This is a genomic window from Streptomyces griseosporeus (genome assembly GCF_014656055.1).
In the GTDB taxonomy this organism is placed as follows: Bacteria; Actinomycetota; Actinomycetes; order Streptomycetales; family Streptomycetaceae; genus Streptomyces; species Streptomyces griseosporeus.
The window spans coordinates 768,527-793,205 of the sequence record NZ_BNBR01000004.1 but is presented as its reverse complement, the minus strand read 5'-3'; the positions used below and the strand labels follow the sequence as shown (position 1 = coordinate 793,205).

26 protein-coding genes and 1 tRNA gene are annotated in these 24,679 nt (G+C 72.2%); 12 read left to right on the top strand and 15 right to left on the bottom strand.

Going from position 1 to position 24,679, the window contains the following annotated elements; genetic code table 11:
• Positions 1–7 precede the first annotated feature (7 nt).
• Both IE308_RS22560 and IE308_RS22555 read right to left on the bottom strand, forming a co-directional pair.
• Complete coding sequence (locus IE308_RS22560; protein WP_190219308.1) at positions 8–682, bottom strand: HAD family hydrolase; 675 nt, start codon at positions 680–682, stop codon at positions 8–10.
• 181 nt (positions 683–863) lie between these two features.
• Positions 864–1,445, bottom strand: a complete 582-nt coding sequence (locus IE308_RS22555; RefSeq protein ID WP_110627922.1) for a TMEM165/GDT1 family protein — start codon at positions 1,443–1,445, stop codon at positions 864–866.
• A 417-nt stretch (positions 1,446–1,862) separates the two neighbouring features.
• Between IE308_RS22555 and IE308_RS22550 the strand changes: the two genes are divergently transcribed.
• From IE308_RS22550 to IE308_RS22535, 4 genes are all read left to right on the top strand, one after another.
• Positions 1,863–2,507, top strand: coding sequence for an HNH endonuclease family protein (locus IE308_RS22550; RefSeq protein WP_110627923.1), 645 nt, complete (start codon positions 1,863–1,865; stop codon positions 2,505–2,507).
• A 64-nt stretch (positions 2,508–2,571) separates the two neighbouring features.
• Positions 2,572–4,212: an alkaline phosphatase D family protein gene (locus IE308_RS22545; RefSeq protein ID WP_190219307.1), complete on the top strand. Its 1,641-nt coding sequence runs from the start codon at positions 2,572–2,574 to the stop codon at positions 4,210–4,212.
• Between the two features lie 100 nt (positions 4,213–4,312).
• On the top strand, positions 4,313–4,789 hold the full coding sequence (locus IE308_RS22540; RefSeq protein ID WP_190219306.1) for a DoxX family protein: 477 nt from the start codon (positions 4,313–4,315) through the stop codon (positions 4,787–4,789).
• A gap of 242 nt (positions 4,790–5,031) precedes the next feature.
• Positions 5,032–5,658: a DedA family protein gene (locus IE308_RS22535; protein WP_190219305.1), complete on the top strand. Its 627-nt coding sequence runs from the start codon at positions 5,032–5,034 to the stop codon at positions 5,656–5,658.
• A 504-nt stretch (positions 5,659–6,162) separates the two neighbouring features.
• On the opposite strand, the gene IE308_RS22530 is transcribed toward IE308_RS22535, so the two are convergent.
• The gene (locus IE308_RS22530) at positions 6,163–6,387 is read right to left on the bottom strand and encodes a DUF2277 domain-containing protein (RefSeq protein WP_190219403.1); all 225 of its coding nucleotides are present in this window, start codon (positions 6,385–6,387) and stop codon (positions 6,163–6,165) included.
• Between the two features lie 121 nt (positions 6,388–6,508).
• Between IE308_RS22530 and IE308_RS22525 the strand changes: the two genes are divergently transcribed.
• A complete protein-coding gene (locus tag IE308_RS22525) occupies positions 6,509–7,408 on the top strand; it encodes a ketopantoate reductase family protein (RefSeq protein WP_190219304.1) in 900 nt (299 codons plus the stop codon).
• 83 nt (positions 7,409–7,491) lie between these two features.
• Entirely contained in the window at positions 7,492–7,839 is a 348-nt protein-coding gene (locus IE308_RS22520; RefSeq protein WP_110627928.1) for a DUF8825 domain-containing protein, read from the top strand.
• Between the two features lie 3 nt (positions 7,840–7,842).
• Here IE308_RS22520 and IE308_RS22515 read toward each other — a convergent pair whose 3' ends face one another.
• Together IE308_RS22515 and IE308_RS22510 are read right to left on the bottom strand one after the other, a co-directional pair.
• Complete coding sequence (locus IE308_RS22515; protein ID WP_190219303.1) at positions 7,843–8,487, bottom strand: DUF305 domain-containing protein; 645 nt, start codon at positions 8,485–8,487, stop codon at positions 7,843–7,845.
• Positions 8,488–8,574: 87 nt separating this feature from the next.
• On the bottom strand, positions 8,575–8,973 hold the full coding sequence (locus IE308_RS22510; RefSeq protein ID WP_229908997.1) for a DUF6153 family protein: 399 nt from the start codon (positions 8,971–8,973) through the stop codon (positions 8,575–8,577).
• 167 nt (positions 8,974–9,140) lie between these two features.
• Here IE308_RS22510 and IE308_RS37020 point away from each other — a divergent pair, with 167 nt between their 5' ends.
• Both IE308_RS37020 and IE308_RS22500 read left to right on the top strand, forming a co-directional pair.
• Complete coding sequence (locus tag IE308_RS37020; RefSeq protein ID WP_229908996.1) at positions 9,141–9,755, top strand: hypothetical protein; 615 nt, start codon at positions 9,141–9,143, stop codon at positions 9,753–9,755.
• Between the two features lie 65 nt (positions 9,756–9,820).
• Positions 9,821–10,318, top strand: a complete 498-nt coding sequence (locus tag IE308_RS22500; protein WP_229908995.1) for a hypothetical protein — start codon at positions 9,821–9,823, stop codon at positions 10,316–10,318.
• Between the two features lie 58 nt (positions 10,319–10,376).
• Here IE308_RS22500 and IE308_RS22495 read toward each other — a convergent pair.
• Together IE308_RS22495 and IE308_RS22490 are read right to left on the bottom strand one after the other, a co-directional pair.
• Positions 10,377–10,448 (bottom strand) — tRNA-Val (locus IE308_RS22495).
• Positions 10,449–10,615: 167 nt separating this feature from the next.
• A complete protein-coding gene (locus IE308_RS22490) occupies positions 10,616–12,160 on the bottom strand; it encodes a transposase (protein WP_229908994.1) in 1,545 nt (514 codons plus the stop codon).
• A 213-nt stretch (positions 12,161–12,373) separates the two neighbouring features.
• Between IE308_RS22490 and IE308_RS22485 the strand changes: the two genes are divergently transcribed.
• The 3 genes from IE308_RS22485 (at position 12,374) to IE308_RS22475 (ending at position 14,843) form a co-directional block, all read left to right on the top strand.
• The gene (locus tag IE308_RS22485; protein ID WP_190219302.1) at positions 12,374–13,141 is read left to right on the top strand and encodes a DUF4097 family beta strand repeat-containing protein; all 768 of its coding nucleotides are present in this window, start codon (positions 12,374–12,376) and stop codon (positions 13,139–13,141) included.
• A 74-nt stretch (positions 13,142–13,215) separates the two neighbouring features.
• Positions 13,216–14,595 (top strand): coiled-coil domain-containing protein, encoded by a 1,380-nt coding sequence (locus tag IE308_RS22480; protein ID WP_190219301.1) that lies wholly within the window; start codon positions 13,216–13,218, stop codon positions 14,593–14,595.
• A 29-nt stretch (positions 14,596–14,624) separates the two neighbouring features.
• Positions 14,625–14,843 (top strand): FmdB family zinc ribbon protein, encoded by a 219-nt coding sequence (locus tag IE308_RS22475; protein ID WP_110627932.1) that lies wholly within the window; start codon positions 14,625–14,627, stop codon positions 14,841–14,843.
• A 30-nt stretch (positions 14,844–14,873) separates the two neighbouring features.
• On the opposite strand, the gene IE308_RS22470 is transcribed toward IE308_RS22475, so the two are convergent.
• From IE308_RS22470 to IE308_RS22460, 3 genes are read right to left on the bottom strand one after another with little or no spacing between them, the layout of a single operon-like run.
• Positions 14,874–15,686, bottom strand: coding sequence for an HAD family hydrolase (locus IE308_RS22470; protein ID WP_190219300.1), 813 nt, complete (start codon positions 15,684–15,686; stop codon positions 14,874–14,876).
• Positions 15,686–18,277 carry a phosphoribosyltransferase gene (locus IE308_RS22465; protein WP_190219299.1) on the bottom strand — a complete coding sequence of 864 codons (2,592 nt, stop codon included), beginning with the start codon at positions 18,275–18,277 and terminating at the stop codon, positions 15,686–15,688. Before IE308_RS22465 ends, IE308_RS22470 begins: the two co-directional genes overlap by 1 nt.
• Before the next feature lie 25 nt (positions 18,278–18,302).
• Entirely contained in the window at positions 18,303–19,469 is a 1,167-nt protein-coding gene (locus IE308_RS22460) for an HpcH/HpaI aldolase/citrate lyase family protein (RefSeq protein ID WP_110627935.1), read from the bottom strand.
• A gap of 199 nt (positions 19,470–19,668) precedes the next feature.
• On the opposite strand from IE308_RS22460, the gene IE308_RS22455 reads away from it, so the two are divergent.
• A complete protein-coding gene (locus tag IE308_RS22455; protein WP_190219298.1) occupies positions 19,669–20,595 on the top strand; it encodes a TerD family protein in 927 nt (308 codons plus the stop codon).
• Positions 20,596–20,626: 31 nt separating this feature from the next.
• Here IE308_RS22455 and IE308_RS22450 read toward each other — a convergent pair whose 3' ends face one another.
• The 5 genes from IE308_RS22450 to IE308_RS22430 all read right to left on the bottom strand — a co-directional run bounded on the left by IE308_RS22450 (position 20,627) and on the right by IE308_RS22430 (position 24,584).
• Complete coding sequence (locus IE308_RS22450) at positions 20,627–21,367, bottom strand: TerD family protein (protein WP_190219297.1); 741 nt, start codon at positions 21,365–21,367, stop codon at positions 20,627–20,629.
• 120 nt (positions 21,368–21,487) lie between these two features.
• Positions 21,488–22,630 carry a DUF475 domain-containing protein gene (locus IE308_RS22445; RefSeq protein ID WP_110627938.1) on the bottom strand — a complete coding sequence of 381 codons (1,143 nt, stop codon included), beginning with the start codon at positions 22,628–22,630 and terminating at the stop codon, positions 21,488–21,490.
• Positions 22,631–22,756: 126 nt separating this feature from the next.
• The gene (locus IE308_RS22440; RefSeq protein WP_110627939.1) at positions 22,757–23,335 is read right to left on the bottom strand and encodes a TerD family protein; all 579 of its coding nucleotides are present in this window, start codon (positions 23,333–23,335) and stop codon (positions 22,757–22,759) included.
• 102 nt (positions 23,336–23,437) lie between these two features.
• Positions 23,438–24,013: a calcium homeostasis/redox stress adaptation protein gene (locus IE308_RS22435; protein WP_110627940.1), complete on the bottom strand. Its 576-nt coding sequence runs from the start codon at positions 24,011–24,013 to the stop codon at positions 23,438–23,440.
• 112 nt (positions 24,014–24,125) lie between these two features.
• Positions 24,126–24,584 carry a peroxiredoxin gene (locus tag IE308_RS22430; protein ID WP_110627941.1) on the bottom strand — a complete coding sequence of 153 codons (459 nt, stop codon included), beginning with the start codon at positions 24,582–24,584 and terminating at the stop codon, positions 24,126–24,128.
• Between the last annotated feature and the right edge of the window lie 95 nt (positions 24,585–24,679).

Here is a 24,679-nt window from a genome sequence, read left to right as displayed (position 1 = left end):
GGGAATTTCAGCCGACGTGCAGTCGGACCTCTCCCTGGCCGACAGTCTCCAGGCGGAGTTCCGTCAGGTCGGGGACCCACGCGTCCGGGCCGTACGCACGGGCCCGGTCGCCGACGCCGACGACCCGCATGCCCGCGGAGCGTCCCGCCGCGATCCCGGCCCCCGAGTCCTCGAAGACGACGCAGTCCGCGGGGGCGACCCCCAGTTCCGCCGCGCCCTTCAGGAACCCCTCGGGGTCCGGCTTGCTCGCGCCCACGGACTCGGCCGTCACGCGGACCGCCGGCAGCGGCAGGCCCGCCGCGGTCATCCGGGCCGTGGACAGGGCCACGTCGGCGGAGGTGACCAGGGCGTGCGGCACACCGCCGGTGCGCAGGAAGGAGAGGAACTCCGGCGCCCCGGGCACCGGCACGACGCCGTCCATGTCCGCCGTCTCCTCCGCCAGCAGGCGCGCGTTCTCGGCGTGGTTCTGCGCCATGGGCCGGTCGGGCAGCAGGACGGCCATCGACGCGTACCCCTGTCGCCCGTGGACGACCTTCAGCACCTCGTCGCCGTCCAGCCCGTGCCGCTCGGCCCAGCGCCGCCAGACGCGTTCGACGACGGCGTCGGAGTTGACGAGCGTGCCGTCCATGTCGAGCAGCAGGGCGCGGGCGGTCAGGACGGTGGACGGGGCGGTGGCCGTCATCGGCAGCTCCAGGGGCGAGGGGGCGGGAACGGCGCGTGACGCCTCCCGCGGGGACAAGGCGGCCCCGCCCGCCGGTCAGGGAAAACGGGCGGGAGCCACTTTGTTTCTCCACGGTACAAAATCGGGCGGGCATCCGCCACCGTCCCGCGGGACTGTTCACCGGACGTTCGGCCGCCGGTGCTCAGCCCGTCACCGCCTCCCACAGGCTCCACACGCCGAGCGCGAGCATCAGCAGGGCCGCGACCTTGGTGATGAGCGCGAGGGGCACCCGCTTCATCAGGGCCTTTCCGCCGACGATGCCGAGGCCCGCCACCGCCCACAGCGCCAGCACCGCGCCGAGTCCGACGGAGAGCGGATCGTCGTAGCGCGCCGCGAGGTTGGCCGTCATGATCTGCGTCAGGTCGCCGAACTCCGCGACCAGGATGAGCATGAAGCCGGCCCCGGCCACCTTGAGGAAGGACTGGTTCTCCGGGCGGCGGACCTCCTCCTCGTCCTCGTCCTTCTTCATCAGCAGCATCGCCGCGCCGCCGAGGAAGAGCACACCGGTGAGCGCGTGCACGAGCTGCTGCGGCAGCAGCGTCAGCACGCTGCCCGCCGCCACCGCCAGCGCGACGTGCAGCGCGAACGCGGCGGCGACGCCGGCGAAGACGTAGGAGGCGCGGTAGCGGGTGCCGAGGACGAGGCCGGCGAGGGCGGTCTTGTCGGGCAGTTCGGCGAGGAAGACGACGCCGAAGACGAGCGCCGTCACGGTCAGGCTGATCAAGGTTCCTCAATCGGTCGGGGCCACCCCGCCGAGAGCGCTGTCGATCACCATCGCTGGAGACACCTCGGCAGGGCAGCACACATGGGCGCCCGTGCCGTGGGGCGCGGGCGTGCACTGCTTGCCGAAGGTCTCGCTGGCGGGTCCGCGACCGGGTCGCGAAGGTCCACCTCCGGGCGCCGGCCCAGCCTGGGCTGAGCAGTATGTCGACGGTCCGGCGAAGAGCTACTCCCCTTCAACGCCGTCCATCGTACGGGATGAAAGGTTTTGCCGGGGATGTGGTGTGAGTCTTGTCACGAGCCTTGCCGTGTCATGTACGCGTCATTAACTTCTCACCGAACGCACACCTCCCCGCAACGCGGCGCGGCGAGCATTCAGGCGCTCGCGCTCCAACACCCCCACTTCCCAAGGGAGTTCCGCATGCCCAGGTTCTACGCGCGTCGACGGCTGAGCATAGCCGCCGCGGTCACCGGCCTCATAGCCTCCGCCGCCTTCTTCAACGCCCCCGGCGCCTCCGCCGCGCTGCCCACCCCGGTCAGCGCCACGACCGCCCGCAGCTACCTTTCCCAGCTCACCGTCGCCACCGAGAACCGCACCGGCTACAGCCGCGACCTGTTCCCGCACTGGATCACCATCTCCGGCACCTGCAACACCCGCGAGACCGTCCTCAAGCGCGACGGCACGAACGTCGTCACCGACTCCTCCTGCGCCGCCACCAGCGGCAGCTGGTACTCCCCCTACGACGGCGCCACCTGGACCGCCGCCTCCGACCTCGACATCGACCACCTGGTCCCGCTCGCCGAGGCCTGGGACTCCGGCGCGAGCAAGTGGACCACCGCGCAGCGGCAGGCCTTCGCCAACGACCTCACCCGCCCGCAGCTGATCGCCGTGACCGACGACGTCAACCAGGCCAAGGGCGACCAGGACCCGGCCACGTGGATGCCGTCGCGCACCACCTACCGCTGCACCTACGTCCGCGCCTGGGTGCAGGTGAAGTACTACTACGACCTCTCCGTCGACTCCGCCGAGAAGACCGCCCTCACCAACTACCTGGCGAACTGCTGACGCGCGGCATCTCCCCGCCCGCCTCCGTCGTTCCGTACGGTACGGGGCGACGGAGGAGGGACGCATGGCCGGACTGCGGCTGGGACCGCTGCTGAGGTACACCGACGGCTCGTCGGCGACCGTCTGGGTCGAGACGAGCCGTCCGTGCACCGCCGAGGTGCGCTGCGCCGACGGCGCCGGCGGCACGGCCCGCACCTTCCAGGTCGCGGGCCACCACTACGCGCTGGTGCCGGTGAGCGGCCTGACGGCCGGTACGGCGACGGCGTACGAGGTGCTGCTGGACGGCACCCGCGTCTGGCCGCTGCCCGACTCCCCGCTGCCACCCTCCGTGATCCACGCCCCCGGCACGGACGACGTGGTGCGCGTCGCCTTCGGCTCCTGCCGCTGGGCCGCCCCTCCGGCCGGCGGGACGGACCCGGTCGGACCCGACGCGCTGGACGCGCTGGCGACCCGGATCGCCGCCGACCCCGGGGGCGAGCGCCCCGACGTGCTGGTGCTCCTCGGGGACCAGGTGTACGCCGACGAGACCTCCGAGGCCGTCCGGCGCCGCATCGACGCCCGCCGCGGCCTGTCCGACCCGCCGGGCGGCGAGGTCGCGGACTACGAGGAGTACACCTGGCTCTACTACGAGTCCTGGCTCGACCCCGAGGTGCGCTGGCTGCTGTCCACCGTGCCGAGCTGCATGATCTTCGACGACCACGACGTCGTCGACGACTGGAACACCTCCGCCGCCTGGCTCGCCGACATGCGCGCCACCGACTGGTGGCAGGAGCGGATCGTCAGCGGCCTGATGTCGTACTGGGTGCACCAGCACCTCGGCAACCTCTCCCCCGCCGAACTGGACGCCGACCCGCTCTACGCCGCCGTACGCGACACCCCCGACGCCACCGACCTGCTGCGCGCCTTCGCCACCCGCGCCGACGCCGACCCCACCTCCGTGCGCTGGAGCTACCGGCGCGACTTCGGCCGCGTACGGCTGCTCATGGTGGACTCGCGGGCCGCGCGCGTACTGGACGAGCAGCGGCGGGCGATGCTCCACCCCGAGGAGGCGGCCTGGCTGCGCGCGCAGGCCCTGGACGCGCCCGGCACCTGCGACCACCTGCTGATCGGTACGTCTCTGCCGTGGCTGCTGCCCCACCTCGTGCACGACGTGGAGGCGTGGAACGCGGTGCTGTGCCGGGGCCGCAAGGGCACCCGCTGGGCCCGCTTCGGGGAGCGCCTGCGGCGGCGGGCCGATCTGGAGCACTGGGCGGCGTTCCCGGAGTCCTTCGCCGCACTGGCGGGGGTGATCGCGGAGGCGGGGTCGGTGCCGGACGGGCCGGCGACGGTGTGCGTGCTGTCGGGCGACGTCCACCACGCCTACGCCGCCGAGCCGTCCTGGCCCGCCGACGGCCTCGCCCCGGCCGCCCGCGTCCTGCAGCTGACCTGCTCCCCCGTCCACAACTCCGTCCCGCTGTCGATCCGACTGGGCTTCCGCTTCGGCTGGAGCGCGGTGGCGCGGGCGCTGGGGCGCCGGTTCGCCCGGCACGCCGGGTGCCCGCCGACGGCGGTGACGTGGCGGCGGACCGGCGGGCCGTGGTTCGGGAACCAGTTGATGACGCTGACGCTGCGGGGGCGCGCGGCGACGCTCGGGCTGGAACAGGCCGGGAGTGACGGGACGTTGCGGCCGGTATGGCTGAATGTTGAACTTGCAAGCATTAATTAGGTACGCCTAATCTGGCGCTCGCTCGGTACCGACGTCCCCACCGTCCGGGCCGTCCTCCCCATGGACCGGTCCGCATCAGCACCGAAGGAGTGCCCCCCACATGACCGGACGCCTCGACAGCGCCCAGCCGTATGTCCTCGGTCTCTTCCGCATCGTCACCGGCCTGCTCTTCGCCTGCCACGGCGCCGCCTCGCTCTTCGGCGTCCTCGGCGGCGCGGCGGGCGGCAACGGCGGCACGATCCCCGCCGGGACGTGGCCCGGCTGGTACGCCGCCGTCATCCAGCTCGTCTGCGGCGGCCTCGTCCTGCTCGGCCTCGGCACGCGCGCGGCGGCGCTCCTCGCCTCCGGGTCGATGGCGTACGCCTACTTCGACGTCCACCAGTCCATGGCGCTGTGGCCCCTGCAGAACGGCGGTGAGGCGTCGGCGATGTTCTGCTGGGCGTTCTTCCTGCTGATATTCACCGGGTCCGGGGCGTTCGGGCTGGACCGGGTGGTGGCGGGGCGGCTGGGCGCCTCGCGGGGCGGGGACGCGGGCGCGGGTGCGGATGCGGACGCGCGGGCGTCTGCGGTTGCGTGACTGGTGCGACTGGCGTGACGCCACACTGCTCACTGTCGTAACGCGACACTGCTCGGCGTAACGGCACACTGCTCTCGTCACGCCACACTGCTCTCGTCACGCCACACTGCTCACTGCAGGCCCCTGTGAACCATCCGTCACCGCTCGGGCGTACGCTGTATGGCTGTCACAGGCCGCTTCCTGCCGCTCCCCGCGACACCGCGGCTCGGTACGGCCCACGGGGGACCAACGGGGAGTAAGCGGTGCTGGAGAGTCTGGGGCAGGTCGGAGCACTGACCGCCAGTCCATGGATCTACGCGGTGATCGCCGTCTCGGTGCTGCTGGACGTGTTCCTGCCGATCCTGCCGAGCGGCGTCCTCGTCATCGCGGCGGCGACGGCGGCGGCCGCGGGGTCGGCCGCGGGATCGGGAGCGGCGCGGGGTGATGTCCCCGACGTGCTGTTCCTGATCCTGTCCGCGGCGACGGCGTCCGTGGTGGGTGACCTGGTCGCCTACCGGCTCGCCTGGCGCGGCGGCCCCCGCCTCGACCGGGCGCTGGCCCGGTCCCGCCGGCTGCGCAGCGCGCAGGAACGTCTCGGCGCGGCGCTGGCCCGGGGTGGCGGGGCGCTGGTCGTCCTGGCGCGGTTCGCTCCCGCCGGGCGGTCGGTGGTCTCCTTCACGGCGGGCGTCCTGCACCGGCGGGCCCGCGACTTCCTTCCCTGGTCGGCGCTGGCGGGCCTGTCCTGGGCCGCGTACAGCACGGCGCTCGGTTACTTCGGCGCGCACTGGCTGGGGACGCGGTGGCTGGCGACGCTGGTGTCGCTCGCGGCGCTGTTCGCGGCGGGGGCGGGGGCGGGGTACTGGATGCGGAGGCGTCCCGCGGAGGCGTAGCGGCTCTGCGTCTGCGGGTGGGTGGGGGCTGGTCGCGCAGTTCCCCGCGCCCCTATATGCCTGCGGCGGCCCGTTTCGGTGGGTGGGTGGTTGATGTAGCGCCTGCGGCCGGTGGATGGGTCGGGGCCGCGCCGGGGGGTATCCGTCCTCGGTGCGCCGCTGGGTACGGTCAAATTCGCACCGTCTGTTTCCGCCGCCCGCTGCGGGCGGACACCCCCGACACGTCCCCTGCTCGCCGTACGCGTCTACCGGCCGCCGTGACCGCGGCAGGACCGCCCCGCTGGGGTAGCGGGCAGCCGCACCGCTGGGCCGGCGCCCACCCAGCAGCGGGACGTCTATCCGCCTAGCTGCGGGCAGTCGTGCCGCTGGGGCGGCACGGGTGGGCGCAGCGGCACCCCGTTGGCGCCGGGCTGCGCGACCCACCCCCGGCCCGCACCAGTGCCGGGTGCGCCTCAAGCCAACGGCACCTTGCCCCCGGCCAGCCGCTCCGCACCGCCCGCGTAGTCAGCGTCGCGCCACAGCGCCCCGGATCTCCAGGCCACCCAGCAGCTCCGCCGTGGCCTCTGCGATGGCTTCCACCGCCTGTTCGAACACCTCCTGGTTGTGCGCGGCCGGTGCCCGGAAGCCGGACACCTTCCTGACGTACTGCAGCGCAGCGGCCCGAATCTCCTCCTCCGTCGCCTCCTCGGGCAACGCAGGCGGACGAAGAGTCTTGATGCTCCGGCACATGCCCCCAGTGTCCACCCCGCCACTGACAATCGCGCCGTCTTCCGCACCGCCCGCCCCGTGCGCGATGATCTTCGACGAGGCGGCCACCACGTACGGGGCCGACCGAGAAGAAGGAGCCATCATGGGCAAGAAGAACCTCACCGTCGCAGTCCTCGGCCCCGGCGGCATCGGCGGCCTGCTCGCCGCCCTGCTCTCCCGGGCCGGACACCGCGTGATCTGCCTGGCCGGCGAGGCCACCGCCGAGACCCTGCGCACGCAGGGGATCCGCGTCCGCAGTGGCCGGTTCGGCGATTTCACCGTCCCGGTCGAGGCGGACGGCGAGCTGCGCGAACCCGTCGACGCCGTCCTGGTCGCCGTCAAGCACACGACCCTGGACGCCGCCCTCACCCGCGTCCCGCCGAAGGCGCTCGGTGACGCTCTCGTCGTACCGTTCCTGAACGGCGTCGAGCATCCTGCGTACCTGCGTGACCGCTACCCCGCCGATCAGGTCGCCCCGGCCGTGATCCGCGTCGAGTCCACCCGCGTCGCCCCCGGCGTCATCGAACACGGCAGCCCGTTCGCCGAGATCGACCTGGCCGGGGACACCGTGCCCAGGGGACGGCTGGAGGCGCTGGCGGAGGCTCTGTCGGACGCCGGTCCCGTGACCCGCGTGCTGGACGACGAGGCGGCGGCGCTGTGGGCGAAGATGGCGTTCCTCGCGCCGTTCGCGCTGCTGACCACGCGGTACAGCGTCCCGATCGGCGAGGCGCGGACCGTGTATCGCGACGAGCTGACGGCGTTGGTGGCGGAGGCCGCCGCGGTGAGCGGGGCCTGCGGCGGGCCTGCGGATCCGGCGGGGGCGCTGGCCCGGTACGACGCCTTCCCGGCGCAGTCGAAGTCGTCCATGCTGCGGGACGCGGAGGCGGGCCGCCCGCTGGAACTCGACGCGATCGGCGGGGCGTTGCTCCGCGCGGCGGAGCGGCACGGGGTGGCCGTACCGGTGACCTCGCGGTTGGTCGCGGAGCTGGGCGCGTCGTCATAGGAACAAGGGTTCCCATACACACGTTCGGATGAAGCAGGCGGGGAAGCTCGTCTCGGGAAATCGAACAGGCGTAGCATTGCCACGTGGCTACGACCTATGACTTCCCCAGTGACCTCCGCGCCGGCCAGGAGGAGCTGCATCAGGTCCGGGCCGAGCTGTCGGCCCTGCTGAAGCGGCTCCCCTGGTCGGTCGAGCCCCTGGACGGCTTCAGCGACGACGCCGGCTGGCGCAAGATCGAACGGCCCGCCTCCCCCGGCTGGACGGCGGACGAGCAGGCCGAGGTCGAGAAGCTGCGGCGGCGCGAGCACGAACTGGCCGTCTTCGTCAGCACGCACCGCTTCTGGTCGGAGGTGGCCGTCGAGCACCGGGTGGAGGCCCGTACGCAGCTCAAGCACGCGCACGAGACTCCACCCGAGGACGAGAAGGGCTGAGGCCTACTGGCCGAGCAGCTTCCTCATCTCCTGGATCTCGGCGTTCTGCGCGGTGACGATGTCGCCGGCCATGGCCTTGGCGGGGCCGTACTGGCCCTTGGCCTTCTCGGTCGTGGCCATCTGCACGGCGCCCTGGTGATGCTCGATCATCATCGTCAGGAACATGGCGTCGAAGGCCTTCCCGGAGGCCTTCTCCAGCTTCTCCATGTCCTCGTCGCCCATCATCCCGGGCATCGCGGAGTGCCCGCCGGTGTGCGCGGAGTGGTCCATGCCCGGCATGGAGGAGCCTTCGGCCTGCGGGACGTCCTCGCCCCAGGCCTCCAGCCAGCCGCTCATGGTCCTGATCTCGGGGTCCTGCGCCTTCTGGATGCGTGACGCCAGGTCCTTGACCTGCGCCGAGGACGCCTTGCCGGCGGCCAGGGCGGCCATGTCGAGCGCCTGCCGGTGGTGCGGGATCATGCCCTGCGCGAAGGCGACGTCCTGGGCGTTGTGCGCCCCGGCCGTGGTCGCCGCGCTCGCGGTCGGGGCCGGGGCGGCGTGCTCTTCATGGCCCCCGCTCCCGCCACCGCAGGCGGCGAGGGTGAGCGCGGCGCTCACGGCGAGGGCGGCCAGGCCGACACGGCGGACACGCGTACGGGTGTTGCTCATAGGGATCGAACTCCTGCTGTTGCTGCTACGGATGGACGGCACGCGAGGCACCGCACCGTTCGAAGGGCGCGGTGCGGGTCGGGCGGCCTATATCCGCAGCAGCTGGAGTTCGGACAGCGAAGGCGGGGCGCGTCCCCCTTCGGGCGCGTCGCCGGCGTAGGAGCGCGGGGCCTCGACGGCCTGGCGCGCGGCCAGCGGATCGACGGCGAGCGCGGGCAGCACCGGCCCGCCGCTCACGGCCCCGGAGGCACAGGTCGCGTCGGCATGCCGCGCATGCCCGCCGCCGTGCCCGTCATGGCCGCACTCGTCGTCCATGGACACCGCGACGACCCCATGGCGGGCATGCCCCTGCGGATGCCCGCCGGCGAGCCCTCCGCCGGGCGCCAGCCCGTGCATCGCGAACAGCCCCGCCAGCAGCCCGAGCACACCGACGACCCGCCACCACCGCACACGCGGCTGCAGATCTCTCGGCTCGGCTCGGTTCACGCCGCCATGCTAGGGGGCCCGCCGGCCAACCGCTTCGCGGAGGCCTCCGTCAGTGGACGCCGACGATCCCATGATCACGGTTCGGTCACTTTCCCCGGTTCGAGGCAACCTCACTCGATCTTCACCAGTCGCACACATGCAATGTACAAACACCTCTTGGGGGACACGTGACTCAGCAGTACCCGCAGCAGCCGCAGCAGCCCTACGGCGCTCCCGGCCAGGCTCCTGTGCCGCCGAAGAAGCGCAAGGCGGGCAAGATCGCCGGTCTCGGCTGTCTCGGCGTCATCGCGATCGCCGTGATCGCCGGGGTGGCGGGCGGCAGCTCCGACTCGGACGACAAGGGCGGCAAGGACAAGGCCGCCGTGGCCGAGGGCCAGGCCAAGACCGGCGAGTCCAAGAAGCCGGCGGCCGGCGGCGGCGACGCCGGGAAGAGCGACAGCGGCAAGAAGAGCGACGACACCAAGAAGGACGACGCCAAGAAGAAGGTCGTCGTCTTCAAGGTGTGGGGCACCGCCCCCGCCGGTGCCCTCGGCCCGCTGGACATCACCTACGGCTCCGACTCCGACACCCGCCAGGGCAGCTTCAAGAACGGCAAGTTCGAGGCCACGCTGCCCCTCGACGACAAGGCGATGTACTACAACGTGATGGCGCAGCTCCAGGGCTCCGGAGACATCAACTGCTCGGTCACCGTCGACGGCGAGACGAAGAAGGGCCACGCGGCCGGCGGCTACAACATCTGCGACGCCCAGCTGAGCTCGGGTCTGCTCGGCGGCTGGAACTAGACACTCCCGCACCGCCCCGCCGTGCACACGGCGGGGCCTCCCGCACCGAACGCCCTGGGGGGACCATGACCGACCCGTTTCCGCCCGCACCCGCCATCCCGCCACCGCCCCCGGCCCCGCCGACCGCCCGAAAGCCGCTCAGCCCCCTCGCCGCCGGAGTGCTCGGCCTCGCGCTCGGCGCCGGCCTCATGGGCGCCGTCTGGGCCATCAGCGCGAACAGCGGCCCCGGTGAGCCGCCCACGTTCACCCTCGAAGGCACCTTCACCCTCACCGAGCGGGCCGTCCCCGACGCCGACGACGGATGCTCGGCCGCCTCGGACAGCGGCTACGACGACATCGCCGAGGGAACCAGCGTGACGGTGTACGGCGCGGCCGGCGACGTCATCGCCACCGGACAGCTCGGCACGTCCCGGTACACCGACTTCACCTGCGAGTTCGACATCGCGGTGCCCGACGTCCCGAAGGGCGAGAAGTTCTACAAGGTGGAGGTGAGCCACCGCGGCACCATCCAGCTGACCGCCGAGGAAGCAGAGAACGGAGAACTCGCCGCCACCCTCGGCTAGCCCCTCCCACCAAGCCGACGGCCCCCCGGAAAGATCTCCGGGGGGCCGCAACGGACGGTGGGCGCGGACGGTTTCGAACCGCCGACATCCTGCTTGTAAGGCAGGCGCTCTACCACTGAGCTACGCACCCGGGACAAGCCGACAGCCTACATTGTCCCGGGCGCTGTCCCGCAAACCCATACGGTTCGCGGGCAGGAGCGGCTGCTCCCGAAGGTTGAGCGGCAATCCGCCCTGCTCCCAGGGCGGCATGCTCAACCGCGTACCCCCAGCGGTCCGGGGCACGCCGGTCGCCCGCTTTCACGTCGCCTCCGGGCGGCACGGATCGCGTCCGCGGTCCGGTGGGCGAGGGCGGGGTCCCTCACGCCCTCGGGTCTCCGGCCCGGCCTGGACGGTCCGATGCCCCGCACGATCTCTCCGGTCGTGCGGGGGCGGTGCCGTCCGTCGCCGGATCGGCTGCCCGAGGGCGCGCCGTCCGATCGCCACGGCTGCGGCGTCGTGGCGAGTGATCCTGCGGGTGCCCGTCGACAGCGGCCGCTGCCAGTGCTGGGCACCCCAACGCGGGGTGTAGGCCGGGTCCACGGCAACGATCGTCACCTGGCGCTCCGCGGCCATGGCCACCAGTCGGCGCCTGAGCCTGTCCGTGGGGAAACGGGAGAGCAGGCGGCGGAGCCGCTTGTTGCGGCCGTACCGCTCGCGGCTTGCTCCCTCGGTGAAGGCGAGGTCCTCGATGGCGATGGCCGCGGCGCCGCACCGTCCGGCGTAGTGCAGCAGACGCGTCAGCGCGTGCCGGATCTGGGCATCACGGTGTTCGGCGCTGCCCGACAGGTCGTAGAACCAGCGGCGGGGCGCGCCCACCGGATTGCCGTGGACGTCCAGGTACCAGGCGGCCAGGTGATCGTCGTTCATGTCCACCGCGACCACCCCACGGGTCAGGGCGGCCCGCAGCGGGAGCACGGCCACGAGTGGGCGCTTCCATGAGGCCGTCAGGTACCAGCGGCCGCGCTGGACGTCGTGGTGGATGCGGTACGCGACCGAGCGGTTGGCGGCGATCCGGTCGTTCCACTCCCCCGCCCGGTGCGTGAAGGTGACCTCGGCGTCCAGCACGTAGCGTCCGTGCGGAGCGTTGGCCAGATGCGCCAGAGCCCCGGGAAGTCTCAGCGAGAGCTGTCCCTCCTCCGTGACGCGGATCGTCTCGTTGCCCCAGCGCTTGCCGGTCTCCCCGTCCGCGGTGAGGAACATCCGCGCGGACCGCCACCGCGCCCGCCAGGTCTCCCGGCTCAGCCCCGCCTCGTCCACATGGTGACGCAGCCGGGCGAGCTTCCGGCCGCCGCGCACGACGGACACGCGTCCCGCGGCCCACTCGGCCTCCACGACGGCCAACCGGGTCCGCAGGGCGTGGAGGCGGCGGGACTTGGCGTGCCACTCCGCACGGGTGGCGTAGCCACGCGGCAGTCCGGCTCCCTTGTCGGCCTTGGCTCCCAGGGGCCGTGCCAGCCTGGCCGCGATCCGGTCGATCTGCCCTCGCAGCCGGCCCGTCTCGGCGGCCTGCCCCCGCCTGGCGAGCGCCCACTGGTCGTCGACGGCTTTGGTGACGCTTCCCGCCCAGCGCGCCGACGAGAGACCGGTCAGCTCCCGCTTGCGGGCCGCCCAGCAGGCCGCGTCGGACTCAGCCCCCTGACGGCACCTCGCGGCCAGGTCCCTCGATGCCAGGGAACCGAGAAAAGTGCCCACCGCGGTCAGTACGGCCGCGTCCGCGGGGGAGACACGCAGCCGCGCCCGGATCGCCACGCCCGTGGGCCCGGGCACCACGAAGGGCGCCCTCAGGTCCCGCAAGCCGCTCACCCCGTCACCCCCTCCCCTCGGACACCTCAACGACCCTTCACGGGAAAGGTCACGCGTCTTTTCGAAAGAGGAACACCCGTCCCCATGTCTCACCCCACCTGGGGCTAACCCCACCTCCGATCCGGGAGCCCACCGGATCCCCCCGTCCGCCCCCCGCCCCTACCGTCGAAGGTGCAGTCGGACAGTGGGTTCGGCGGTCAGGGGGAGTGGGGCATGGGGCGTTTCGGGCGGGGCGGGGTCGTTGTGGGGGTCGTCGGTGTGCTGGCCGCCGGAGTGGTGGGGTGCGGGGCCTCGGCGAGTGACGACGACGAGCCCGAGCAGCGGAGTTTCGCGCTGCACGGCGGGACTCTCACCGTCGACTCCGACGACTCCGCGCTGGAGATCGTCGCCGCGGACGGCAACCCCTCGGGGAAGATCCGGGTCACCCGGTGGTTCGAGGGGTCCGTGGTGATCGGGGACGAGCCCGAGGTGACCTGGGCGATGAAGGACGACGACCGGTTGGTGCTGCGGATGCACTGCTCCGGATTCATCGCCGACTGCGGGGCCAAGCACCGTATCGAGGTGCCGCGCGGTGTCACCGTCAAGGTCGAGGACGGGGACGGCAGTGTGCGGGCGCGGGGGTTCCGGGATCCGTTGAGCATCCGTACCGGGGACGGGTCCGTGCACGTCACCGACACCAGCGGGCCGCTGACGCTGCGCACCGGCGACGGGTCCGTGCGGGCCGAGGTCGCCTCGCGCGACGTCAGCACGCGCACCGGTGACGGTTCGGTGCGGGTGCGGCTGAGTGTCGTACCGGACCGGGTGGAGTCGGTCAGCGGGGACGGGTCCGTCAGCGTCACGCTGCCGCGTGCCACCTACCGCGTGTCGACGCACAGCGGGGACGGCGGGGTGCACGTGTCCGTGCCGCGGGACGACAGCAGCGCGCATGTCGTCGACGTCCGTACCGGCGACGGAGGGATCACGGTGCGCACGGCGAACTGAACCGCCTGTGTTTTCGTCCCTTACCGGTGGGAGAATGGCACCGGCAGGGCCGGATCACAGCACGGGAGAGGGATGTGACGGCGACACCAGCGCACCAGCCGTACTCGTCGCCGTCGGTTTCGTACGCGCGTGCCGTGCGGGACACGTTCGCCCTGATGGGTCTGCCGCTCGTCGTCGCCCTCGCGCTGCCCGCCGCGTTCGCCGGCGGTGGCACCCGGCGGTGGTTCGGCGGGCGGGCCGACAGCCAGCGTGCCGAGGCGCAGGCCGCCAAGGACGCCGCCGCCGCTGCCTTCTACGAGCTGGACACCGCCCAGCGCGACCTGCGGATCTCCGTCGAGACGATCCACGCGGTCGACGACTCGCCCGCCGCGCGGCGCGCGGTCGACGACTTCGAGGCGCTGGGGCGGCGCATCGACGAGGTCAGCCGGCGGTACATCGCGGCCGTCGACGCGCACGACCTGGACCGGGACGACCTGGAGGCCTCCGCCGCCGTGCGGGCGCGCACCGAGCTGACCGGCGCCCAGGACGAGTTGGAGCGGGTCAAGCGGGAGCTGGACCGGTTCGGGGAGGGGCTCGGCCCGCTGCTCGGCAAGGCCGAGACCCAGCTGGCGCGGCTGGCCCCGGCCGTGGAGCGGGCCCGGCAGGCGCTGCTCGCGGCCACCCGGGCCCTGGACGCCGTACGGGAGTCGGGGCTGAGGGCCGACGACCTCGCCGCCCGGCTGGCGGCGCTGTCGCCCGAGCTGACCCGGTTGAACCAGGGCGCCGGGCAGCACGGTGTCGCGCCGACGCTGGAGCGGGCGGAGCGGGTCGCGCGTGAGGCCGAGACGATCCGCGCCGAGGCCGAGCGGCTGCCGGAGCGGGCCGCCGAGATCGACCACCGGCTGGTGTCGCTGCGTACGCGCGCGCAGGCGCTGACCACCCGTGCCGAGCAGGTGCAGCCGATCCTCAGCGAGCTGCGGCGGCGGTTCACGGTGGCCTGCTGGCAGGACCTGCAGGGGGTGCCGGAGCTGGCCGCGGAGAACGTACGGCAGGCCGAGGCGAAGCTGGCGGAGGCGCGGGCCGCCCGGGACGGGCAGCGCTGGGCGGACGCGACGGCGCTGCTGTCCACCGTGCGGGCGCTGCTGAACGCCACCGACGAGGCCGTGTCGGCCGCCGGGGACCGGCTCGCCCGGCTCAACGCCGTGCAGAAGGACCCGCAGCAGGAGATCGAGCGGACCCGGTTCGCGATCCGGGACGCGCAGCGGCTGGCGATGGCGGGGCGTACGACGCCGGATCCCCGGCACGCGCGGCCGCTGGACGACGCGGTGGCCCGGCTGGAGCGGGCCGTCGCGTCGCTGGAGGGCGGGCGGCATCCCGACTACTGGCACTTCCTGACGGAGACGGAGGCGGTGCGGCAGTCGGTGGCGGGGGTCGTCGCGCTGATCCGGGAGGAGCGGGGCCACGGGGCTCACTGAGGTCCGGTGCGCTCGTCTAACCTGTGCGCATGCCTCGCTATGACTACCGCTGCCGTACCTGCGGCGACACGTTCGAACTGAACCGGCCCATGGCGGAGTCGTCCGCCCCCGCGCAGTGCCCTTCCGGGCACGAGGACACCGTGAAGCTGCTGTCGACCGTGGCGGTCGGCGGTACGGCGTCCGCCCCCGCCGCGGCGCCGCGGGCCGGGGGCGGAGGCGGTTGCTGTGGTGGTGGCTGCTGTTCCTGAGGCCGGACAGGGCCCAGGTGTGGGCCCCGGCTAGGCCGGCTTCCTCGTCGCCCGCAGGAACTCCCGTACGATCCTCTCCCCCGCCAGCACTCCCCGCTCCGGCAGTGCGTTGATCTGGGGTGCCGTCCAGGCCACGTCGGCCAGTTCGCCGTGGCCGGGGCGCCAGCCCCGGTCGGCCGCCAGCAGCAGGTCGGCGTCGAGGAGGGAGTCGCCGGCCGCCAGGGTGAGGTCGGCGCCCGTGCGGCGGGCCACCTCGCGGACGGCAGCGCTCTTGGTGAGCGGCTTGGGTACGGCGTAGATCTTGCGGCCCTGCAGCGACACCGTCCAGCCGCGGGTCTCCGCCCAGGCGGCCAGCTCCTTCACCCACTCCTCGGGCAGCAGTTCCCGCTCGACGACGAGGTAGGCGAACAGGTCCTCGGCGACGCGGTGCTTGCGGACCCACACGGGGTCGGCGGTGCGCAGCAGGTGGTCCTGCACCTCGGTGAGCGGTGCGCACTCGTCGGCGAGGCGGGCGGTGACGGCCGCGTGCCAGTCGGCGTCGGTGACGCCGTCGACGAGGAGGTGGCCGCCGTTGGCGCAGATCGCGTACGTCGGTGCGGGGCCCGGCAGGTTGATGCGCAGGTACTGCTTGCGGGTGCGGGTGGTGGTCGGCACGAAGACCGCCGTGTCGGCGAGGTCGGTCAGCAGCTGGGCCGCGGTCTCGGTCATGAAGGACAGCGGCTTGCTCTCGTGCACCTCGACGCAGAGCAGGCGGGGTGCCCGGGCGTCGGGCATGGTCAGGGCCAGGGCGGCCGAGGAGTAGATCAGCGTCCGGTCGAGGTCGCTCGCCACCAGTACCGGCATCAGACGTTCACCGCCTTGCCGTCGGCGCCGGTCGCGCCGCGCGTGTACTGGGGGTGGATGAGTCCGACGCAGGTGTAGGGCAGGCCGGGGACCTCCTCGACGGGGACGCCTCGCTGTTCGGCGAGCAGGCGGACGTGGTCGAGGTCGGGGCCGGCCCCGGCGCGGGCGAGGATCTTCCAGGGGACGCGGCGCAGCAGGACGCGGGTGGTCTCGCCGACGCCGGGCTTGACGAGGTTGACGTCGTGGATGCCGTACTCCTCGCTGATGCGTTCGACGGCGGCCCATCCTTCCCAGGTGGGGGTGCGGTCGCCGGCCTGGAGTTCCTTGACGGCGGCGTCGACGGCGTCGTCGACCTCGGGGAAGCGGGCGGAGACGGCGTCGAGGAAGGCCACCGACACGTCGGCGCCCGCGAGTTCGCGGTAGAACTTGGCGCCGTGGTAGTCGTGCGGGCCGACCAGGTCGGCGCGCAGGACCGTGCGGGAGATCAGGCCGGAGACGGTGGAGTTGAGGCAGGCGGAGGGGATGAGGAAGTCCTCGCGGGTGCCGTAGGTGCGGACGCAGGAGCCGGGGTCGGCGAGGACGGCGATCTCCGCATCGAAGCCGGTGATGCCGTCGGAGGCCTCGAACTCGGCGAGGGCGTCGGCGAGTTCGCGGGTGATGGCGCCCTTGCCGGTCCAGCCGTCGACGAAGACGACGTCGGCGGGGTCGTGGTGGGCGGCGAGCCAGCGCAGGGCGTTGGCGTCGATGCCGCGGCCGCGGACGATGGAGACGGCGTAGTGCGGCAGGTCGAGGCCGTGCCGGTGCCGGGCCCAGCGGCGCATGAGGATGCCGACGGGGGTGCCGGCGCGGGCGAGGGAGACCAGCACGGGGCGCGGGGAGCGCTCCGTGATGACGGTCTCGGTGACGACGCCGACGGCCTGGGCGATGCGGGTGGCGGACTCGCGCAGGGCGGCGTGGAACAGCTCCTGGTACTGCTCGCTGGGCTGGTACTCGACGGGCAGCGACTCGGCGTAGTGGGCGCCGCCGCTCTGGATGGCCTCCTCGCGCTCCTCGGTCGGCGCCTCCAGCGTGACGTCCGAGAGGTCCTGGAGCAGCCAGCCGACCTCCTCGGGCGCGTAACTGGAGAAGGCGGGGCCGCGGAGGGGCTCGGGCAGCATGGCGGGCCTTTCGGGCTGGTGCGCGGGGTGGGGGACGTACGACGGTACGACCGCGAGGACGACGTGCGGGATGTGGGCGGCGAGCTGGGCGAGGAGGCCGTCGGGGGCGTGCAGCGCGGGGGTGTCGGCGGCGGAGTCGACGACGGCGACGACGGCGTCGAAGCCGGCGCCGGCCACGTTGTAGGCGTAGCGCTCGCCGGGGCCGTCGGCGGGGTCGTCGTGGGCGGGGAAGACCAGGCGGGTGCGGATGGCGTAGCCGGGGTCGTCGACGGCGAGGACGGGTGAGCGGGTGGTGGTGGAGAAGCGGACCTCGGTGCCGGCGGCTATCTGCTCCAGTTCGCGGGCGAGGCGCAGCGGGGCGTACATCAGTTCCTCGAAGCCGAGGACGTGGACGCGGCGGGCGCCGGGCGGCAGGGCCTCGGCGAGGCGGGCGGCCATGTCGGGCAGGGCGCGCTCCAGGCGGGCGCGGTGCGCGGGGGTGAAGCCGTGGCGTCCGCCGTCGGGGAGGCCGCGGGGCCAGTGGAGGTCGACACGGGTGACGCGGTGGCCGTGCGGGGCCGCCGTGAGGGCGTCGGCGGAGGCCGGGCGGGGGGTCGCCGTGAGGGCGTCCGTGGAGGCCGGGCGGGAGGCCGCCGCGCCGGCGTCGGCGGAGGCCGGGCGGGAGGCCGCCGTGAGGGCGTCCGTGGAGGCCGGGCGCGGGGCCTTCGACTGGCCCCGCTCGTGCCGGGCCACCAGTTCCTGTCCCTTCTCCAGCACCCCCTCCGGCAGCCGGACGGTCCCGGAGGCGGCGGTGACCAGGTCGACCCGGGCGCCTATCTCCCGCGCGAAGTCCTCCAGGCGGCCCGCGTCGGCCGCCGAGCGCATGTCGACCAGGGCGACGACGACGTACCGCGTGCGCGGGTAGCGGGCGTGCAGGTCGCGGACGGTGTTGAGCACCGTGTTGCCGGTGGAGAACTCGTCGTCGACGAGGACGAGCGGGCCGTCGCCGGCGAGGAGGGCCGGGTCCTCGGGGAGCAGCAGGTGGGAGGTGGCGTGGGAGTGGGACTCCTCGAAGCCTCCGGCGGGGGTGAGGCCGGGGACGGGGCGGCGGGTGGAGTGCAGGCAGGGGGCGGTGCCGAGGCCGTCGGCGACCGCGTGGCCGAGGCCGGTGGCGGTCTCCGCGTAGCCGAGGACGACGGCGTGGGCGGCCTCGGCGGGGCCGAGGAGGTCGCGGACGCGGCGGCCGAGGGTGAATCCGTGGCCGTAGACGACGGACGGGGACTGCGGGACGTGCTTGCCGAGGACGTTCGACACGAGCAGGTGGGCCCGCTTGGGGTTGCGGCGCAGGGCAAGCCCCAGCAGGTCGGTCAGGTTGTCGTCGCCCACGAGTTCGACCCCGAGTCGCTCGGCGACCCAGGTGCCGGACCACGGTCCGTTGTTCACTGCCTTGTTCATGAGTCCCTAGGTGGTGAGGTGGGGGTCAGCGGGGGATGCCGGCGGCGAGCAGGTCCACGAAGCTCACGTCCTCGTGCGCGACGCCGAACACCTCCGCGCGCAGCATGGTCCGCTCCGCCCAGGCGCGGTGCGGCTTCACCTCGTTCATCTTGTTCGTGTACTGCGACCTGAGCACTCCCCCGCCGCCGCGCTCGGGGCGCAGGATGTCGGCTGCGTCGCTGTACTCCTCGTGGCTGACGACCGACAGCGCGTGCACCGCGGGGACGTGCGAGGGGTGGATGCAGGTCTTGCCGAGCAGGCCGTTGGCGTGGTCCAGGGAGATCTCCCGCAGCAGTCCGTCCATGGCGTGCTCGATCAGTTTCTCGCGGAGTTCGACGGCCTGCCCCTCCAGGAAGGGGCTGGTGCGCAACATCGGCTTGAAAAGGCGCTCGGGGACGCGGAAGTACTCCCAGACGGGGCCGGTCACGGTGAAGCCGGTGCCGTCGGCGCGGCCGAGCATGTTGACGACGTCGGAGATGACGGAGGCGACGATCTGGACGTCGTAGGCCGTCATGTCGGGGGCTCTGCGCAGGCCGTAGGAGGAGCAGAAGTCGGTGACGCCGAGGCGGAGGGCGAGGACGCGGTCGCGGTACTTGTCGACGGCGCGGAAGATGCCCTCCAGGGTCTCCACCCGGGATTCGCGGTAGAGCAGCTCGGGCGATTCGAGGACCGGCATGGCGAACAGGCGGTGGCCGCAGGCGGCCTCGGCGGTGGCGAGGGCCTCCAGGAAGGGGATGCCGCGTTCCTCGGTGAACTTCGGCAGGACGAAGCCGGACAGCAGGCGCACGGCGGGGCCGAGGCGGGCGACGAGGTCGGGGATCTGGGCGGGGGCGCGCACGCGGATGAACAGCAGGGGCAGCTCGGTGCCCGTGCGCGTGTCGAGGTCGGCGAACTGGCGGACCAGGTTCTCCTCGCCCTCGGCGACGTCCTCGTCGCCGATGGAGTCCTCCAGGCACAGCACCATCGACACGACGCCGCCCGCGGCCTGCTTGACGATGTCGTCGGCGAGGCGCGGCCGGGTGGCGGGGCTGTACAGGGTGGCGCCGAGGGCGGCGGCGAGCAGCCGGGCCGGGGAGTCGGCGGTGAAGGCGCACGGCTCCTGGTGGAAGAGGCGGCGGCGCACCTCAGGGGCGACGTGCCCGAAATGACGCATGGAACTCCCCCGGTGGATGTGGGCCCGACCTGTGGGTTGGCCGACGATGTGCGAATGGGTGGCCGGTAATAGTACGTAGGGACCCGTGGCCGAAGTTCCCTTCGGGCATGAATTTCCGGTAACGGAGCGTGGGATGGGCTGTGTCGGCGGTGCACCCCCCGCGTTGTCGTGACCAGGACCGAGAGGGCAGGATGACGGCATGACGCACGCGATGCTGAAGGGGTCGAACGTCCCGCTGGAGGCGGCCACGGTGCGTGCCGTGCTGCGCTGGTCGCCGGGGCAGGGTGTGCCGGACGTCGACGCCTCGGCGCTGCTGCTGGGCCCGCAGGGCCGTGTGCGCTCGGACGAGGACTTCGTGTTCTACAACCAGCCCCGGCATCCGTCGGGGAAGGTGTGGCGGCTGGGCAAGAAGCGGGTCGCCGAGGGCCTGACCGACACGATCCAGACGGACCTGGCCGGGGTGGAGGCCGAGGTCGGGCAGATCCTGCTGGTCGCGTCGGCGGACGGGGTGACGTTCGACCGGGTACGGGATCTGCGCATCGTGCTGTACGACGCGTCGGTCGCCGAGGGTGAGCCGCTGGCGTGGTTCGACATCAAGCCGGAGACGGGGCAGGAGACGGCGCTGATCTGCGGTGAGCTGTACCGGCGCGGGGAGGGCTGGAAGTTCCGGGCGCTGGGCGAGGGCTACTCCAACGGCCTGAAGGGGCTGGCGACGGACTTCGGCATCTCGGTGGACGAGTCGGAGCCGGAGGCGGCGGAGCCGTCCGCGCCGGAGCCCGCGCAGCCGCTGCCGCCGGAGCAGCCGCCCGCCGCGTCCGCGTCCCGGCTGCCGGCGACGTCCCCGGCCCAGCCGGCCGGGGTGCCCGCCCAGCCGGGCTACGGCTACCCGCAGCCGGCGCCCACGGCCGCGGCGTCGGCTCCGGCGCAGGCCGCGAGCTCGGCGGCGACGGCCCCGGTGCAGCCCGCCTACGGCTATCCGGAGCCGGCCGCCGCCCAGTCCGCGTACGGCTATCCGCAGCCGGCGACGGCGGGCGCGCCCCCGGCGTACGGTTTCCCGCCGGCGGCGGCCGGCCCGGACGCGGAGTTCCACCTGCCTCCGCAGGGGCCTCAGTTCGTCGGCCGCTGACCCGGTGCCGCCGCCGCGGCGGGCGGCCGGGTCAGGCGCTGGCCGGCTGGTTCTTGAAGCCGCGGCCCCACTGCAGGCCCCAGCCGTAGAGGCGGTCCAGTTCGGCCTGGAAGCCGTAGACGAACTTCACCTCGCGGCGGACCATCAGTTCGTCCTTGACGTTCTCGATGAGGACGACGGCGCAGGAGCGGGCCTGGGGGTGGCGTTCGTCCAGGCCGATCTCGATGCGGGGGCCGTTGCTCGGGTAGAGGGTGACGATGGCGTGCGTGCGGTCGAAGGCGGGCGTCTGGTCGTAGATGTAGACGAAGACCAGGAGCCGTTTGATCTTCTCGCGGTGGTCGAGGTTGACGTAGATCGTCTCGCCGGAGGCCGAGCCGAACCGGTCGTCGCCGCTGAGTTTGACGTACGGCGGTGCGTTGACGTCGCCGAGGAGGCCGCCGAGGGGCTGGACGACGCCCTTGGTGCCGTCGGCGAGTTCGTACAGGCAGCCCAGGTCGAGGTCGACGTTGACCATGCTCTGGCTGTGTCCGACGACCTCCGGCGGCTTGAGTGCCTTCAGCGGGTGCCGCAGCAGGCTCTCGCGCCGGTTTCCGCCGATGTCGGAGGTCCGCATCCGCCAGGTCAGGTTGATGCGGAGGTTGCCGGTGGCGGCGCCCTGTTTGGTGAGGGAGACCTGCCGGTGCCGTGCGGTCAGCTCGATGGCGTTGGTGGCCGCGCTGCCGGAGTCGAAGTCGGCGGAGCGTCCGCCGCGCAGTCCGTCGAAGATGCCCATTCCCGCCCCCAGGTTCAGTTGTCTGCGTAAGGCCGGTCAAAAGACCGGCGGGGGGGCCGCAGGAGGATGCGTCCTCCTGCGGCCGCCCCGTCACGAAGCGTTCCCGCGCGCGGGTGCCGGTCACACCCCGGACGAGACCTCGGTCTTCTCGTCCGTGCCCGCGCCCTCCGCGGCCGCCAGGGCGCGGTTGCGGCGGACGGAGGACCAGAAGGAGGCGGCGATCAGGACGACGCCGATCAGGCCGGTGATGACCTCGTTGATCTCGTGCTGGATGGTGACCAGGAGCAGGACGGCCAGGGCGCCGATGGCGTAGTGGGCGCCGTGCTCCAGGTAGACGTACTCGTCGAGGGTGCCCTGGCGGACCAGGTAGACGGTGAGCGACCGGACGTACATGGCGCCGATGCCCAGGCCGAGGGCCATCAGGACGATGTCGTTGGTGATGGCGAAGGCGCCGATGACGCCGTCGAAGGAGAACGACGCGTCCAGGACCTCCAGGTAGAGGAACATGAAGAACGCGGCCTGGCCGGCCAGCTTGACCGCCGAGCGTGGCTTGCCGGAGCGCTCGGCCTCCTCCTCCTGCTCGTGCTCGCGTTCCTCCTCTTCCTCCAGCTTGTCCTCGAAGTAGCCGGACAGGCCGCCGACGACCATGTAGGTGATCAGGCCGGCGATGCCGGCGATGAGGACCGTCTGCGCCTTGTCGACGTGGGCGCCGCCGTGCTGGTGGGCGTGGGTGGCGAAGGTGAAGGAGGTGATGAGCAGGACGATCAGCGAGATGCAGACCGACAGCATGTCGACCTTGCCGAGCTTGGCCAGGGGCCGCTCGATCCAGCGCAGCCACTGGATGTCCCGGTCCTCGAAGATGAAGTCGAGGAAGATCATCAGCAGGAACATGCCGCCGAAGGCGGCGATCGCCGGGTGGGCGTCGGTGACCAGTTCCTGGTAGCGGTCCTTGTTGTTGAGCGCGAGGTCGACGGCCTCGATGGGGCCCATCTTGGCGCTGATCGCCACGATCACGACGGGGAAGACCAGCCGCATGCCGAAGACCGCGATGAGGACGCCGACGGTGAGGAAGATCTTCTGCCAGAAGGCGTTCATCTTCTTCAGGATTCCGGCGTTGACGACCGCGTTGTCGAAGGACAGCGAGATCTCGAGGATGGAGAGGATCGCCACGATGCCGAAGGCCTCCCACCCCCCGTAGAAGACCGCTGCGACCAGGCCGAGCGCGGTGACCGCGAACGACCAGCCGAAGGTTTTCAGAAGCACTGGCTACCCAATCGTGTAAGTACGGGTCTCCCCCGCGCCGCACTCGGCTTTACGAACTTTTGAAGCCGGAGTCTAGCCGGACCCTGTTCGCACCCCACCCGGCCCCGGGATTTTGCTCATATCGCGCTACGAGACGTTCACCCCGAAGTCCAGGGCGATGCCGCGCAGACCGGACGCGTACCCCTGACCGACCGCGCGGAACTTCCACTCGCCCTGGTAGCGGTAGACCTCGCCGAAGATCATGGCGGTCTCGGTGGAGGCGTCCTCGCTCAGGTCGTAGCGCGCGAGTTCCTGGCCGTCGGCCTGGTTGACGACCCGGATGAAGGCGTTGCTGACCTGGCCGAAAGTCTGGCCGCGCTCATCGGCCATATGGATGGAGACCGGGAAGACGATCTTCTGGCAGTGGGCGGGCACCTTGGACAGGTCGACCAGGATCGACTCGTCGTCGCCCTCCCCCTCGCCGGTGAGGTTGTCACCGGTGTGCTCGACGGAGCCGTCGGGGCTCTTGAGCTGGTTGTAGAAGACGAACCACTCGTCGCCCAGGACCCGGTTGTCGCCCCCGAGGAGCAGCGCGCTGGCGTCGAGGTCGAAGGGGGCTCCGGTGGTGGAGCGTGCGTCCCAGCCGAGGCCGACCATCACCTGAGTGAGGTTCGGCGCGGCCTTGGACAGGGAGACGTTGCCTCCCTTGGCGAGCGTGACGCCCATGTTGCTGTCCCTCCCCGAGACGGTGTTCCTGTGCTTGTCCTGCACGTCCGGCGCCGCACGCAAACCGTGCGGCGCCGGACGGTGAGGCCCTTTCGGGACGGCTCAGACGTTCACGCCGAAGTCCTGCGCGATGCCGCGCAGGCCCGAGGCGTAGCCCTGGCCGATGGCGCGGAACTTCCACTCCGCGCCGTGCCGGTACAGCTCGCCGAAGACCATGGCGGTCTCGGTGGAGGCGTCCTCGCTGAGGTCGTAACGGGCGATCTCGGCGCCGCCGGCCTGGTTGACGACGCGGATGAACGCGTTGCGCACCTGGCCGAAGGACTGCTGGCGGTTCTCGGCGTCGTAGATCGAGACCGGGAAGACGATCTTCTCCACGTCGGCCGGGACGCCCGCCAGGTTGACCTTGATCTGCTCGTCGTCGCCCTCGCCCTCACCGGTGAGGTTGTCACCGGTGTGCTCGACGGAGCCGTCGGGGCTCTTGAGGTTGTTGAAGAAGACGAAGTGCTGGTCGCTGGCGACCTTGCCGGAGTTGTTCAGCAGCAGTGCGCTGGCGTCGAGGTCGAAGTCGGTGCCGGTGGTGGTCCGCACGTCCCAGCCCAGACCCACGATGACCGCGGTCAGGCCCGGGGCCTCCTTCGTCAGCGATACGTTGCCGCCCTTGCTGAGGCTGACTCCCACGAGTCCTCCATTGGTGTCCGGGGGCGGGGAGCCCCGTCGTGCTGTGTCATCGGATCAACGCATCGATCCTAGTGACGGGTTCCCGCCCTCCGCAGGCCCTGGGGCCGGACAATCACAGGGTGTCGAGCGCCTTGACGTACTCGTTCAGGTCGCGGGCGTCGGGCAGCGCGTTGACGACGGTCCAGCGGACGACGCCCTCCTTGTCGATGACGAAGGTGCCGCGGACCGCGCAGCCCTTGTCCTCGGCGAAGACGCCGTAGGCGCGGGAGACCTCGCCGTGCGGCCAGAAGTCGCTGAGCAGCGGGTACTCCAGGCCCTCCTGCTCGGCGAAGACGCGCAGGGTGTGGATGGAGTCGTTGGAGACGGCGAGCACCTGGGTGTCGCGGTCGGAGAACTTCGGGAGGTTGTCGCGGACCTCGCACAGCTCGCCGGTGCACACGCCGGTGAAGGCGAAGGGGTAGAAGAGCAGGACGACGTTCTTGCTGCCGCGGAAGTCGGACAGCTTCACGGTGGCGCCGTGGTTGTCCTTGAGTTCGAAGTCGGGGGCCTTGTCGCCGACCTGGATGGCCATGAGGGTCGATGTCCCTTCGTGGGCTGTTCGGGTGAGAACCGGGAACAGCCTACGCAGCGGGCGACGAGGCCCTGCGGACGGGCCGGGCAGTGGCC